The organism is Pseudomonas sp. EA_65y_Pfl2_P78 (genome assembly GCF_963970495.1).
GTDB classification, from domain to species: domain Bacteria; phylum Pseudomonadota; class Gammaproteobacteria; order Pseudomonadales; family Pseudomonadaceae; genus Aquipseudomonas; species Aquipseudomonas baetica_A.
Genome location: NZ_CAXAON010000003.1, coordinates 206,563 through 219,020, shown reverse-complemented (window position 1 = coordinate 219,020; position 12,458 = coordinate 206,563). Strand labels below are relative to the sequence as shown.

Annotated in this window: 13 protein-coding genes and 1 pseudogene; 9 read left to right on the top strand and 5 right to left on the bottom strand. The window is 57.9% G+C overall.

The genetic code is table 11. From position 1 onward, the window contains the following. Positions 1-135 precede the first annotated feature (135 nt). Entirely contained in the window at positions 136-1,833 is a 1,698-nt protein-coding gene (gene fadD1 / locus AACY02_RS04575) for a long-chain-fatty-acid--CoA ligase FadD1 (RefSeq protein WP_339430937.1), read from the top strand. Positions 1,834-1,910: 77 nt separating this feature from the next. Here fadD1 and AACY02_RS04570 read toward each other — a convergent pair whose 3' ends face one another. Then, positions 1,911-2,288, bottom strand: a complete 378-nt coding sequence (locus tag AACY02_RS04570; protein ID WP_007969330.1) for a hypothetical protein — start codon at positions 2,286-2,288, stop codon at positions 1,911-1,913. Between the two features lie 196 nt (positions 2,289-2,484). Between AACY02_RS04570 and AACY02_RS04565 the strand changes: the two genes are divergently transcribed. From AACY02_RS04565 to def, 3 genes are all read left to right on the top strand, one after another. Beyond that, a complete protein-coding gene (locus AACY02_RS04565; RefSeq protein ID WP_339430936.1) occupies positions 2,485-2,676 on the top strand; it encodes a CsbD family protein in 192 nt (63 codons plus the stop codon). Positions 2,677-2,840: 164 nt separating this feature from the next. Continuing rightward, positions 2,841-3,791, top strand: a complete 951-nt coding sequence (locus AACY02_RS04560) for a YihY/virulence factor BrkB family protein (RefSeq protein ID WP_339430935.1) — start codon at positions 2,841-2,843, stop codon at positions 3,789-3,791. Positions 3,792-3,793: 2 nt separating this feature from the next. Next, positions 3,794-4,333, top strand: coding sequence for a peptide deformylase (def, locus tag AACY02_RS04555; RefSeq protein WP_339430934.1), 540 nt, complete (start codon positions 3,794-3,796; stop codon positions 4,331-4,333). Positions 4,334-4,366: 33 nt separating this feature from the next. Here the strand turns inward: def and AACY02_RS04550 are convergent, their stop codons facing one another. Then, complete coding sequence (locus tag AACY02_RS04550) at positions 4,367-4,777, bottom strand: GNAT family N-acetyltransferase (RefSeq protein WP_339430933.1); 411 nt, start codon at positions 4,775-4,777, stop codon at positions 4,367-4,369. 802 nt (positions 4,778-5,579) lie between these two features. Between AACY02_RS04550 and AACY02_RS25940 the strand changes: the two are divergent. Continuing rightward, positions 5,580-6,356: pseudogene (locus AACY02_RS25940) on the top strand (PAS domain-containing protein); the annotation flags it as partial. A gap of 3 nt (positions 6,357-6,359) precedes the next feature. Further along, the gene (locus tag AACY02_RS25935; protein ID WP_445261996.1) at positions 6,360-6,899 is read left to right on the top strand and encodes a methyl-accepting chemotaxis protein; all 540 of its coding nucleotides are present in this window, start codon (positions 6,360-6,362) and stop codon (positions 6,897-6,899) included. 63 nt (positions 6,900-6,962) lie between these two features. On the opposite strand, the gene AACY02_RS04540 is transcribed toward AACY02_RS25935, so the two are convergent. After that, the gene (locus AACY02_RS04540) at positions 6,963-7,520 is read right to left on the bottom strand and encodes a hypothetical protein (RefSeq protein WP_339430931.1); all 558 of its coding nucleotides are present in this window, start codon (positions 7,518-7,520) and stop codon (positions 6,963-6,965) included. A 113-nt stretch (positions 7,521-7,633) separates the two neighbouring features. Next, complete coding sequence (locus AACY02_RS04535) at positions 7,634-8,128, bottom strand: PACE efflux transporter (protein ID WP_339430930.1); 495 nt, start codon at positions 8,126-8,128, stop codon at positions 7,634-7,636. Between the two features lie 121 nt (positions 8,129-8,249). On the opposite strand from AACY02_RS04535, the gene AACY02_RS04530 reads away from it, so the two are divergent. Then, positions 8,250-9,122 (top strand): LysR family transcriptional regulator, encoded by an 873-nt coding sequence (locus AACY02_RS04530; protein ID WP_339430929.1) that lies wholly within the window; start codon positions 8,250-8,252, stop codon positions 9,120-9,122. A gap of 31 nt (positions 9,123-9,153) precedes the next feature. On the opposite strand, the gene AACY02_RS04525 is transcribed toward AACY02_RS04530, so the two are convergent. Next, positions 9,154-10,185, bottom strand: a complete 1,032-nt coding sequence (locus AACY02_RS04525) for a LacI family DNA-binding transcriptional regulator (RefSeq protein WP_339430928.1) — start codon at positions 10,183-10,185, stop codon at positions 9,154-9,156. Between the two features lie 216 nt (positions 10,186-10,401). Between AACY02_RS04525 and AACY02_RS04520 the strand changes: the two genes are divergently transcribed. Together AACY02_RS04520 and AACY02_RS04515 are read left to right on the top strand one after the other, a co-directional pair. After that, complete coding sequence (locus AACY02_RS04520) at positions 10,402-10,935, top strand: gluconokinase (RefSeq protein WP_221730740.1); 534 nt, start codon at positions 10,402-10,404, stop codon at positions 10,933-10,935. A gap of 81 nt (positions 10,936-11,016) precedes the next feature. Further along, a complete protein-coding gene (locus tag AACY02_RS04515) occupies positions 11,017-12,369 on the top strand; it encodes a GntP family permease (protein ID WP_339430927.1) in 1,353 nt (450 codons plus the stop codon). The last annotated feature ends 89 nt before the right edge of the window (positions 12,370-12,458 follow it).

Below are 12,458 nucleotides of genomic sequence, written 5' to 3'. Positions count from 1 at the left end.
GCAAAGCTGCTACTCTCGGCGCGCTTTGTGACGTCTCGGCCTATCCAGAAGCCAGATTCACCAATACAAAACACACACCAATAATAATCGCATCAAATGCGGTGAAGAATTCGCGTTGCTGAGGAGTGGGCTTCCATGATCGAAGACTTTTGGAAGGATAAATACCCGGCTGGAATTGCTGCCGACATCAATCCAGACGAGTATCCGAACATTCAGGCAGTGTTGAAGCAATCCTGCCAACGCTTCGCCAACAAACCGGCTTTCAGCAACCTGGGCAAGACAATCACCTACGGTGAGTTGTACGAATTGTCCGGTGCGTTTGCCGCGTATCTGCAACAGCATACCGATTTGCAGCCCGGTGATCGAATCGCCGTGCAACTGCCCAACGTTCTGCAGTACCCGGTGGCTGTCTTCGGTGCCATCCGCGCCGGGCTGATTGTGGTCAACACCAACCCGCTGTACACCGCGCGGGAAATGGAACACCAGTTCAACGACTCCGGTGCCAAAGCGCTGGTGTGCCTGGCGAACATGGCGCACCTGGCTGAAGCCGTGGTGCCGAAAACCGGCGTCAAACACGTCATCGTCACTGAAGTCGCCGATCTGTTGCCACCGCTCAAGCGCCTGCTGATCAACAGCGTCATCAAGTACGTGAAGAAGATGGTTCCGGCTTATCACCTGCCTAAAGCCGTCAAGTTCAACGACGTGCTGAGCAAGGGGCAGGGCCAGCCAGTGGCTGAAGCCAACCCGGACAGCGGTGATGTTGCGGTGCTGCAATACACCGGCGGCACCACCGGCGTTGCCAAAGGCGCGATGCTGACTCATCGCAACCTCGTGGCCAACATGCTGCAATGCAAAGCGCTGATGGGCTCCAATCTTAATGAAGGTTGCGAAATCCTGATCACGCCGCTGCCGCTGTACCACATCTACGCGTTCACCTTTCATTGCATGGCGATGATGCTGATCGGCAACCACAACATCCTGATCAGCAACCCGCGTGACCTGCCGGCAATGGTCAAGGAACTGTCGAAGTGGAAGTTCAGTGGTTTCGTTGGCCTTAACACGCTGTTCGTGGCGCTGTGCAACAACGAAGGCTTCCGCAAGCTGGATTTCTCCGCGCTGAAAGTCACCCTGTCCGGCGGCATGGCCCTGCAACTGGCCGCCGCCGAGCGCTGGAAAGCCGTGACCGGCTGCGCCATCTGCGAAGGTTACGGCATGACCGAAACCAGCCCGGTGGCGACGGTCAACCCGATCCAGAACATTCAGATCGGCACCATCGGTATTCCGGTGCCATCGACGCTGTGTAAAGTCATCGACGATGCCGGTGTCGAGCAGCCACTGGGTGAAATCGGCGAACTGTGCATCAAGGGCCCGCAGGTGATGAAAGGCTACTGGCAGCGCCAGGACGCCACCGATGAAATGCTCGACAGCGACGGCTGGTTGAAGACCGGTGATATCGCGCTGATCCAGCCGGATGGCTACATGCGCATTGTCGATCGCAAGAAAGACATGATTCTGGTCTCCGGTTTCAACGTCTACCCGAACGAGTTGGAAGACGTGCTGGCGACTCTGCCGGGCGTGCTGCAGTGCGCGGCTATCGGCGTGCCGGACGAGAAATCGGGCGAGGCGATCAAGATCTTCATCGTTGCCAAGCCAGGCGTAACGCTGACCAAAGAGCAGGTAATGGAGCACATGCGCGCCAACGTCACCGGCTACAAGGTGCCGCGTTCAGTGGAGTTCCGCGATACGCTGCCAACCACCAACGTCGGCAAGATCCTGCGCCGCGAGTTGCGTGATGAAGAGCTGAAGAAGATCAAGGCGAAGAACGCCGCGTAAAGCAAAAAGCCCTGCAGATGCAGGGCTTTTTGCTTTTGGTCGGGAGAAATTCTGTGCCTGTGAGGCCGTTTTCGCGGTTACTGGCGAAATGGCGCGAAATTCACATTGGTTCCTGCCGGACGCATGTCCTGCAGATACGAATCCTTGTCCGCACTCAATTCCAGGCTCAGCGCCGCTTTGCGCTTGCCCTCGTTGCGAATCACCAGCCCTTCTAGCTTCTCGCGCAGGAACACCGTCGGCACTTTCAGGTGCAGCAGTTCGTCGGTGGCCGGCGTGTGCATCAGCAGGTGAATCCACTCGTACTGACCCACGGCCAGGCGCGTTACCGGCAGGTCGAACCACCAGATGTTGCGGTTGCGGTTCAGTTCGGCGAAGTGGCAGTTGTTGGTGCCGAGCACAGCGCCGCCCAGTTCCTGGTTTCGACGGGCAATGGCCTGCTTTTTATCGAGTTTCATAACATTCCTGCGGGGTCGGTTCCTGGCGCTTGGCGCCCATATGGAGCGCATTCTCAAGGCAACGCCGGCAAACATAAAGCCCAACCTGCATGCTGCGACGAAATGAACCCCTGAAAAAAATGAAACTTGGCGCAAACAGGGTCGGTCAATCCTTACGTAATGACTTTTCCTCGTTAATGCATCAAGGAGAAACACCATGAGTAGCACAGGCGATAAAGTAAAAGGCATGGCCAATGAAGCGGTCGGCAACGTCAAGCAAGGTGTGGGTAAAGCCACTGACAACACCAAACTGCAAGCCGAAGGCACCCTGCAAGAGAAAAAGGGCGAAGCCCAGCAAGCGGTCGGCAAAGCCAAAGACGCCATCAAGAAGGGCGTCGACAAGGCGTAATCGGGCCTTGAACGAAAGACACGAACGGCCATCCAAGGATGGCCGTTTTTGTATCCTCAACAGGCGCTGACCCACCGAGGCTCGCCAAGTAGGCTAACGTGATGTAAAAAACGGCCCCTGAGTCGCCACGACTTCAACCTGTAATGCGGCGAAAGGAGACGCGAATGATATTTCCGGACATGAAAGGTTTGCCCCTGCACCGGGTGATGGTACGCACCGTAACTGAATTCATCGACGACGAGATGTCGACGTACGCCTCGGCACTGGCCTACCAGATGCTGTTTTCGCTGTTCCCGTTCATTCTGTTCCTGATTGCGCTGATCGGTTTCCTGCACCTGCCGGACTTCTTTACCTGGCTGCGTCTGCAATCGGAACTGGTGCTGCCACCGCAGGCGCTGGAACAGGTCAACCCGGTGATTGATCAGTTACAGCAGTCCAAGGGGGGGCTGCTTTCGGTCGGTATCGTGATTGCCCTGTACACCGCATCTGCCGGCGTGCGCCTGATGATGAGCGCGATGAATGCCGCCTACGATGTGGTCGAAGGCCGGCCGGTCTGGAAGCGTTTTCCACTGTCGATTTTCTACACCGTCGGCATTGCCGGCATGTTGCTGGCCGCCGCCGCGCTGATGGTGCTCGGGCCGCAAGTGATGGGCTGGATCGCCGCGCAGGTTGGCCTGGAAGAAGTCATCGTCACCGTCTGGACCATCGCGCGCTGGCCGGTCATCGTGATTCTGATGATGGTTGCCGTGGCACTGATCTACTACGTGATGCCGGACGTCAAACAGGAGTTCCGCTTCATCACTCCGGGTTCGGTATTGGCAGTCGTGGTGTGGATCATTGCCTCACTGGGCTTCGCGTTTTATGTGAAAACCTTCGCCAACTACAACGCAATGTATGGCAGCATCGGGGCGATCATCGTGCTGTTGCTGTACTTCTACATTTCCTCGGCGGTGCTGTTGCTCGGCGCGGAGATGAATGCGGTGATCGAACACATGTCCCACGAGGGCAAGGACTCGGGCGAGAAAGTCCCCGGCGAACTCGACGAACATCCCAAACAACATGTCTCGGGCCTGGGCCGCGATCATTCGCTCAAGCCGGACACTGACGAAGCCTGATCATGATCCGTGAAATCCTCAAAATGGGCGACGAGCGCCTGCTGCGCATCGCCCCGCCGGTACCGGCCGAAATGTTCGACAGCGCCGAGTTGTGGCAACTGATCGACGACATGTTCCAGACCATGGAAAGCGTCGGCGGCGTCGGCCTGGCTGCACCGCAGATCGGTATCGACCTGCAACTGGTGATCTTCGGTTTCGAGCACAGCGAACGGTACCCGGACGCTGAAGCGGTGCCACAGACGATCCTGATCAACCCGCTGATCACACCACTGAGCCCATTCACCGAAGAGGGCTTTGAAGGCTGTCTGTCGGTGCCGGGTTTGCGTGGCGCGGTGGATCGTTATCAGCAGATTCGTTATGAGGGCTTTGATCCGAAGGGCGAGCCGATCGTGCGTATCGCTTCAGGTTTCCACGCGCGAGTGGTGCAACACGAGTGCGATCATCTGATCGGTCGGCTGTACCCGTCGCGCATCACTGATTTCAGCAAGTTCGGCTTCACCGAGGTGATGTTCCCGGATCTCGATCCCGCCGCAGACGATTGATCCGAGTCCGGCACAATCGCCCCTATTGGATCTCTATTGATTCAGCCCCATCGCAATCATTGGCTTGCAGCGCGCATAGCGGCTCAACCGCTCAGCCATCGCCTGGGGCAGGGGCGGGTCGAAACTGAACCCGCGTCGCTCATAAAAACCACGCAAATCCGGATGGCAGAACAGCCACACGGGCTGCGTCATGTCCTCTAGCGCGGCGTCCATAAGCTTGGCCGCAATCCCCTGCTCACGACATCCGGGATCGACGAACAACCCGGTCAACCATTGGCCGCCCGACACTGGCCGTAAACACAACGCAGCGACAATCTCTCCCCGGCGTGCCACCCACAAATGCGCCTCGCGCACGGCTTTCATCGAGGATTGGTGGCGGCGGTAAAACTTGTTCATCAACGGCCAAAGAGACTCGTCGAGCAGGCTGTATTGGGTGTCAGGCATGGGTTCGGACTGTCGGTGGGCAAAGCGGCGATTATAAAAGAACGCGCGCGGCGGGATAGGTGTATACCTGATCTCACATCCCCTGTGAGTGGAGTACGCATCATGTCCAAAGGTATGGATTCAAAGAAAGCCGCGAAGAAGAAGCCGGCCAAGACCGCGATTGAAAAACGCGCCGAGAAAAAAGCCAAGAAAGTCGACATCTTCGGTCATTGATCACGCCTCTCCGGAGCCCGGTTCTCGGGCTCCTGGCTGAATTCGCAAGTGATCTGCAAAATTCATTCACCGCGGCTGCACAGAGGGGAGGATTCCCGTTCCGGTCAACGCCATGTCCCGATCATTTCGACGCCGCCCACCCCGCGTGATGGCCTTCGACCCGCCGACCTATCCCTTCGCTGAACCGATTCTTGTGCAAAAAGTGCCAGATACTGGCCGACTAGTGGCCTTGCGCAAGGCTTTTCGCTGTCTATGCTGACACTTAACTAACCTTGTGGATCGTACGGGTTAGTCTGTGATTTCACGCTGCCAGAGTGCGCATTCCAAGGCACCGACACTGAACCAACAAGGAGCGTCATTTAAATGGAAGTTCTTCAACGCGTTAGGGCTGGCCCGCAGGCGGGCTATCAAGAGAAGGATGTCTTGATTAGAGCGTCGCTGCATGGACACTCCGATTGATCATCATTTATCACCTGACAACTTCCTCCCGTGGAGGAGTGCGTGTGCCTGTTCTGTGGAACGTAGTGATGGATCTTGAAAGACCTGAACTTTCATCAAATCAAAAGTCCGCGCGAAAGGTGATACAAACATGTTCAACCTACATCACAAGGCTGACCTGCAGGAAATCGAACGCTTCAGTTGTGCCCTGACCGAAGCCAGCGCCAAGTTGGACGCGATCAGCCGCTCGATGGCGATGATTGAGTTCAGCCCTGAAGGTATCGTTCTGGATGCCAACGAAAACTTCTGCAAGACCATGGGCTATGGCGCCGAGGAAGTGCGTGGCAAACATCATCGGATCTTTTGTGAAGAAGCGTTTTATCGCAGCGAAGAGTACGCCAGTTTGTGGCGCGACCTGGCCCGTGGTGAGCCGATCAGCGGCACTTTCCAACGCTTGAACAAGCGCGGCGAGGAAGTCTGGCTCGAAGCCAGTTACATGCCGGTGTATGGCCAGGACAAGCAAGTCAGAAGTGTGATCAAGGTGGCGGCGGACATTACCGCGCGGATCAACAAGGAGCATGAAGAGGAAAGCATGCTGGCGGCGATCGGTCGCTCCATGGCAGTGATCGAGTTCACCCCCGAGGGCAATGTGATTACCGCCAACGAAAATTTTCTCAAGACCATGCAGTACTCGCTCAGCGAAATCGTCGGCCATCACCACAGCCTGTTTTGCCATCGCGCCGAAGCCGAGTCTGCGCAATACAAGGCGTTCTGGGCTTCGCTCAATCGCGGCGAGTATCACTCGCACCGTTTCGAGCGCAAGAACAAATCCGGGCAAATGGTTTATCTGGAGGCCTCATACAACCCGTTGTTCGATGCCAAAGGGCGGCTGTACAAAGTGGTGAAGTTCGCCAGCGACATCACCCAACAGATGACCACCCTGCAGAACGCTGCGGAATCAGCCCACAGCACTTCCGTACAAAACGACGCCTGTGCGCAAAAAGGCTCACAAGTCGTGCAGCAAACGGTGCAGATCATTCAGGACATTTCCCACGACCTCAACGAAGCTGCGGTGAGCATCGATGCGGTGAGCAAACAATCGGACATCATCGGCACCATCGTCCAGACCATTCGCGGCATCGCCGATCAGACCAACCTGCTGGCGCTCAATGCCGCCATTGAAGCGGCGCGGGCCGGCGAACATGGACGCGGTTTTGCCGTGGTCGCCGATGAAGTTCGAAGCCTGGCGGCACGCACCAGTCAGGCGACCCTGGAAATTGTCGACGTGGTGCGCAAAAACCACGACTTGTCGTTGAGCGCGGTGTCGAGCATGCAATCGAGCCTGAACCGAACGGGCCTTGGCGTCGAATTGGCCAATGAGGCGGGGGAGGTGATTCTGGAGATTCAGCAGGGCTCACGGCATGTGGTGGATGCGATCAGCCAGTTCAATGAGACGTTGCAGTTGAACTGACCATACCACCCCTGTGGGAGCGGGCTTGCTCGCTCCCACATCAGGTTTCATGCTGGCTTGAGCTCAGAGCGCAGCCAGAAACGTATTCGCCATCTTGTCGCTGTCCTTGACGTCATTGACGTTTTCTTTCTCCGATTGCGCCAGTTGCATCTTGTCCTGCAAACGCTGGGCGATCTCTTTGCCGATGGCCAGTTGTTTCTCCGGCGGCATGTTCTTGATGTCGTCTTCGGTGATGCCCATGTCCTTGAGAATACTGTCGCGCAGACGCTGTTCAGGCGTCTTGCTCATGTAGTCCTTGAACTCGTCGGTGGCGGAACCGCTGATTTTGGTTGCGTGCGAAGTGTCGGTGGTTTGCAGGCCGACGCGGGTCTTGGCGAAGGCTTCGTCGACGTTATCGCTCAGGCGTGCGGCAGCGCTGACTTGCTGAGTGGCAATCTGCGTGGCCGAAGCTTGCACCTTGGCGGTGGCTTCGCTGTTTTGCGTCTGCACCTGGTTTTGCAGCGCTTGCAGCATCGCGCCGTGCAGGCCGCCTTGCAGACCGGCGGCCGCCGTGGCGGTCGCGTCCTCTGCCAGCCGCTTGGGCAGCGGCAGAATTTCCATTTGTTTGGCACTGACCAACATGATGAATTGACCTGTAGGTAATGACTGACCGCCATGCATGAGCAATTACCATGCCCGATCAATAAAGCCTTTTACTTCATAGGGTTGTTTGATTCAGTCGATTGAAAAAGCGGTCATCCCTTGCCGGTTGGCGGCAGTGGATCACCGCAATCTGTCAGCGTCGGGCAATGTGCTCCAGCGTCAGATTCCGGCAGCGCCGAGGCCGGCAAACCAAACACCCGGTCAAACAACCAGTTGAACGCAAACGTGTAGCACGGGATGAAGATGATCAGCGCCAGATCCAGTAGAAACGCCTGCATCAGGCTGATGTTCATCCACCACGCGATCAACGGAATCAGAAACACGATCAACGTCAGTTGAAAACCAACGGCATGGACGATGCGTCGCTTGACCGTGCGGGTGCGTGATGGCTGACGGCTTTCCCAGTGTTCGAACATCGAGGTGTAGATGAAATTCCAGGTCACGGCGATGGTGGTGATGATCACGGCCAGCGGCCCGGTGCTGCCCGGCGAGGTGCCGGACAACAGCGCCAGACCGAGGGCGGAGAAGGTCATGCCGATCACTTCGTAAAGCGACACATAGACCAGTTTGCGTTTGACGCCTTGCATGGAGTTGCCTCTTTCTTGCCACTTGTTGGCCAGCGGGGCTGGCGAAGGCGGCGAAAGATAGCTTCAATAGGGCTGACAGAAAAAGTCAGTAGCTTTCAGTTTTATTGATAGGTTAGCCAATTTGAATTTCAACAGTGACAGCATCGAACTGTTCCTCGCCGTGATCGAACGCGGCTCGTTTTCCGCCGCCGCTCGGGCGTTAGGCAAAGTCCCGTCGGCGGTGAGCATGGGCATTGGCAACCTTGAGGCTGAACTCGGCTATTCGTTGTTCGACCGCCGTCATCGCGAACCGCAACCGACGGCAATGGCCCTGTCACTGGTGCCCCATGCAAGGCTTATTGCCGAACAGCTCAAACAACTGCAAGTGCACGCGGTGGAGTTGTCGTTGGGGCTGGAGAGCAAACTGTCGATCGGCGTGGTGGCGGACATCGATCGCCATCGTTTGCTGGCGGCGATAGGGGTAATTGCCGAGCGTCACCCGCTGCTCGACATCGAAGTGCTGACCGCGCCCCAGGATGACGTGCTGGCGATGCTCCACAGTGGCCGCGTCAATGTGTGTATCGCATTCGCCGGGCTGAGTGTGAACGTGCTGGAGCGCTTTCAGTTTGTTGGCAGTGAACGCATGATCGCCACACTGGCGGCGAACAGCCCGTTGTTGCAGGGGCAGGATCTGTTCCTGGAGGATTTGGTGCAGGTGCGCCAGATCGTTGTGGCCAGTCGTGACTTGCCGATCAGCGAGACACGACCGTTGGTGGCGCAATCGTATTGGCGCACCGACAACCTTGAGACGGCAATGGAGATGGTCGAGGCAGGATTGGGATGGGGCAATTTTCCGTTGTCGGTGGTGCAGTCGCGGCTGGACTCGGGGCGCTTGAAACGGCTGAACTTTCGCAACATCGAAAACGGTCTGGTGCTGCCGGTGCATGCGGTGTGGCTCAAGAGCCAACCGCTGCAGAAGGGTGCGTTGGCACTGGTTGAGCGCCTCGGTCACTAGAGTGTTGCGCCAATCCAGTGTGGGAGCGGTGTTATGTGCTTTCGCGGATTTTCAGTTCGAAGCCCATGTCCTCGACTGGACGCGCCACGCTGTTACCCGCCATCAACGTCAGCATCTGTTCCGCCGCCCGCCGGCCAATCGCTTCACGCGGGGTATTGATGCTGCTCAGGCGCGGCACCATGTGCTCGGACATCGGCAAGTCGTTGAAGCCCAGAATCGCCACTTGCTCGGGAATCCTGATGCCATTGCGTAGCGCCTCAAGCAAAGCGCCCTGCGCCAGGTCGTCGTTACCGAAGAAGATCGCATCGACATCCGGGTGCGCTGCCAGCAATTGCACAAACAACTCGCCGCCCAACCCCACGGACGACGCACGGGGGGTCAGCACTTCCAGATCCGGGTCGTACCTCCCGGCCTTCTGCAAGGCTTTGCGAAAACCTTCACCGCGCAACAAGGTGCGCTGATCGAGTTGCGCGCCGATGTAAGCCAGACGCTTGCGCCCACGGGACAACAAATGTTTGGCCGCCGTCTCGCCCGCGCTGAGCTGGGAGAACCCGACGCAATTCACCCCGGCGGCGCTGTCCAGTTCCATCATGTACACGCAGGGAATGTTGCTGGCTTCGATCATCCGCCGTGAACTTTCAGTGCGATCAAACCCGGTCAGCAGCAAACCGCGTGGCCGATAAGCCATGTAGTTGCGCAGCAGGTTCTCTTCTTCATCACGGGAATAGTGGAAGTTGCCGATCAGCACTTCGAAGCCCTTGGGCGTCAGCACCCGATGAATGGCTTCCAGCGTATCGATGAACAGCAGGTTGGACAGCGACGGCACCAGCACCACCACTGAATGGCTCTGGGCCGAGGCCAGTGCACGGGCGGCGGGGTTGACGACGTAGTTGAGTTCGAGCGCGGCTTTCTGGACTTTTTCGACCAGTTCGGTGGCCACGGTGCTGACCCCACGCAACGCGCGGGAGGCGGTAATCGGGCTCACGCCGGCCAGGCGGGCAACTTCATTGAGGGTGGGACGGCCGGTGGTGCGGGTATTTTTATCGTTTTTAGGGGTGGTCATCGGGCGGCTTGCCAAACAAAAATCAAGGCACTAAGGTAGCGCTGTCCTGATGCAGCTGCAAATGCGTGAGCGAGATCCTGCCTGATCCTCGCTTTTTGGTATCGGGAACAAACCTGCTGCAACCCAAAAAAACGACAAGAAGGCGTCGGCAACTTCTGCCTGTGCACTAGAGTCATAGCTAGCAAAGGTAGCGCTGTCTGCGCGCTGAGGTGTTATATGAGTCATCCCATCACCGCCCTGGTCATCATGGGCGTTGCCGGTTGCGGCAAGACGTGCGTCAGCGAGGCCCTGTGCCAATTGAGCGGCGCCACTGCCATTGAAGGCGATACTTTTCATCCGGCCGCCAACATCGAAAAGATGAGCGCGGGGATCCCCCTGAACGACGAAGACCGCGCCGGCTGGCTCGACAGCCTGTGCGATGAACTGCGTCGCGTCGATGCACAAGGCCAGCGCCCGGTGCTGACCTGTTCGGCGCTTAAACACAGTTACCGCGAAGTGCTGCGCAGTGCCTTGCCGGGCCTGGGTTTCGTGTTTCTTGAACTGACCCCTGAAGTCGCCGCCGAGCGTGTCTCCCACCGCCCGGGCCACTTCATGCCGGCCACGTTGATCGAAAGCCAGTTCGCCACCCTCCAATCGCCGGTCGGCGAGCCGTTGACCCTGGCGTTGAATGCTTCGATCCACAGCGTTGAAGAACTGGCCGAACAGGCTCACGTCTGGTGGCAGGCCCACGGTCTGAAACCGGCGGTATGAGTGTGTTCAAGCAGATAGCGCTGTCCTCACGACTTCTGATCAACCCGCTTTAATAACAACAACAACCAGGAGACACCCCTAATGTTTGGCATGTCCCACGACTCGTTCCTGCTGCTCGATGCAGTGGTCACGGTAATCGGCCTGATTATCCTGATCACCAAGTTCAAAATTCACCCGTTCATTTCCCTGACCATCGCCGCCGCCTTCCTCGGCCTGACCTCCGGCATGCCGATCGGCACCATCATCAAGGCGTTCCAGGACGGTTTCGGTGGCGTGCTCGGTTTTGTCGGCATCATCCTCGCGCTGGGCACCATGCTCGGCAAAATGATGGCCGAGTCGGGCGGGGCGGATCAGATCGCCCAGACCCTGATTCGCGCGTTCGGCAAGGACAAGGTCCAGTGGGCCATGATGTTTGCCGCGTTCCTGGTGGGCATCCCGCTGTTCTTCGAAATCGGCTTCGTGCTGCTGATTCCGCTGGTGTTCATCGTTGCCCGTCGTACCGGCGTGTCGATCATCAAGATCGGCATCCCTCTGCTCGCCGGCCTTTCCGCCGTGCACGGTCTGGTGCCACCGCACCCCGGCCCGCTGCTGGCCATCGGCGTGTTCGGCGCTGACATCGGCAAGACCATTCTTTACGGTCTGATCGTCGCGCTGCCGACGGCAATCATTGCCGGCCCGATCTTCGGTACGTTCATCGCCAAGCACATTCCGGGTCACCCGAATCAGGAACTGGTCGATCAACTGGCCCGTGAAACCGATTCGACCAAGCTGCCGAGCTTCAGCATCACCCTGATCACCGTGCTGCTGCCGGTGTTCCTGATGCTGCTCAAAACCTTCGCAGACGTGGCGCTGCCGGACGGCCATTTCTTCCGTACCTGGATGGACATGATCGGCCACCCGATCTCGGCGTTGCTGCTGGCGTTGCTGCTGTCGCTGTACACCTTCGGTCACAAGCAAGGCATCGGCTCCCAGCAGATTCTCAAATGGCTGGATTCGAGCCTTGCACCCACGGCTGCGATCATCCTGATCATTGGTGCCGGCGGTGGCTTCAAGCAGATGCTGGTCACCAGCGGTGTGGGTGATGTGATCGGTCACATGGCGGTCAGCGCACAGATCTCGCCGATCCTGCTGGCGTGGCTGGTGGCGGCGGTGATTCGCGTCGCTACCGGTTCGGCTACCGTGGCGACCATCACCGGTGCAGGCATCGTGGTGCCGGTGGTCGGGATGATCCCTGGCGTTAACCGTGAACTGCTGGTGCTTGCCACCGGTGCCGGTTCGTTGATCCTGTCCCACGTCAATGACGCCGGTTTCTGGCTGGTGAAGCAATACTTCAACATGACCGTGGCCGAGACATTCAAGACCTGGACGGCGATGGAAACCATCCTCTCCATCGTCGCGTTGGGCTTTATCCTGCTGTTGTCGCTGTTCGTTTAAGCGATATCGTCAGGCACAAAAAAACCGCAGCGATGCGGTTTTTTTGTGGGCGGATTTTATGGTTCACCCAAAACCAGTGTGGGAGCGGG

Coding starts and splice junctions, on each gene's coding strand:
- AACY02_RS04540 (WP_339430931.1), bottom strand. CDS start 7,520: ATGTTGGTCAGTGCCAAACAAATGGAAATTCTGCCGCTGCCCAAGCGG.
- def (WP_339430934.1), top strand. CDS start 3,794: ATGATCCGTGAAATCCTCAAAATGGGCGACGAGCGCCTGCTGCGCATC.
- AACY02_RS04560 (WP_339430935.1), top strand. CDS start 2,841: ATGATATTTCCGGACATGAAAGGTTTGCCCCTGCACCGGGTGATGGTA.
- AACY02_RS04520 (WP_221730740.1), top strand. CDS start 10,402: ATGAGTCATCCCATCACCGCCCTGGTCATCATGGGCGTTGCCGGTTGC.
- AACY02_RS04550 (WP_339430933.1), bottom strand. CDS start 4,777: ATGCCTGACACCCAATACAGCCTGCTCGACGAGTCTCTTTGGCCGTTG.
- AACY02_RS04535 (WP_339430930.1), bottom strand. CDS start 8,128: ATGCAAGGCGTCAAACGCAAACTGGTCTATGTGTCGCTTTACGAAGTG.
- fadD1 (WP_339430937.1), top strand. CDS start 136: ATGATCGAAGACTTTTGGAAGGATAAATACCCGGCTGGAATTGCTGCC.
- AACY02_RS04570 (WP_007969330.1), bottom strand. CDS start 2,288: ATGAAACTCGATAAAAAGCAGGCCATTGCCCGTCGAAACCAGGAACTG.
- AACY02_RS04525 (WP_339430928.1), bottom strand. CDS start 10,185: ATGACCACCCCTAAAAACGATAAAAATACCCGCACCACCGGCCGTCCC.
- AACY02_RS04565 (WP_339430936.1), top strand. CDS start 2,485: ATGAGTAGCACAGGCGATAAAGTAAAAGGCATGGCCAATGAAGCGGTC.
- AACY02_RS04515 (WP_339430927.1), top strand. CDS start 11,017: ATGTTTGGCATGTCCCACGACTCGTTCCTGCTGCTCGATGCAGTGGTC.
- AACY02_RS25935 (WP_445261996.1), top strand. CDS start 6,360: ATGACCACCCTGCAGAACGCTGCGGAATCAGCCCACAGCACTTCCGTA.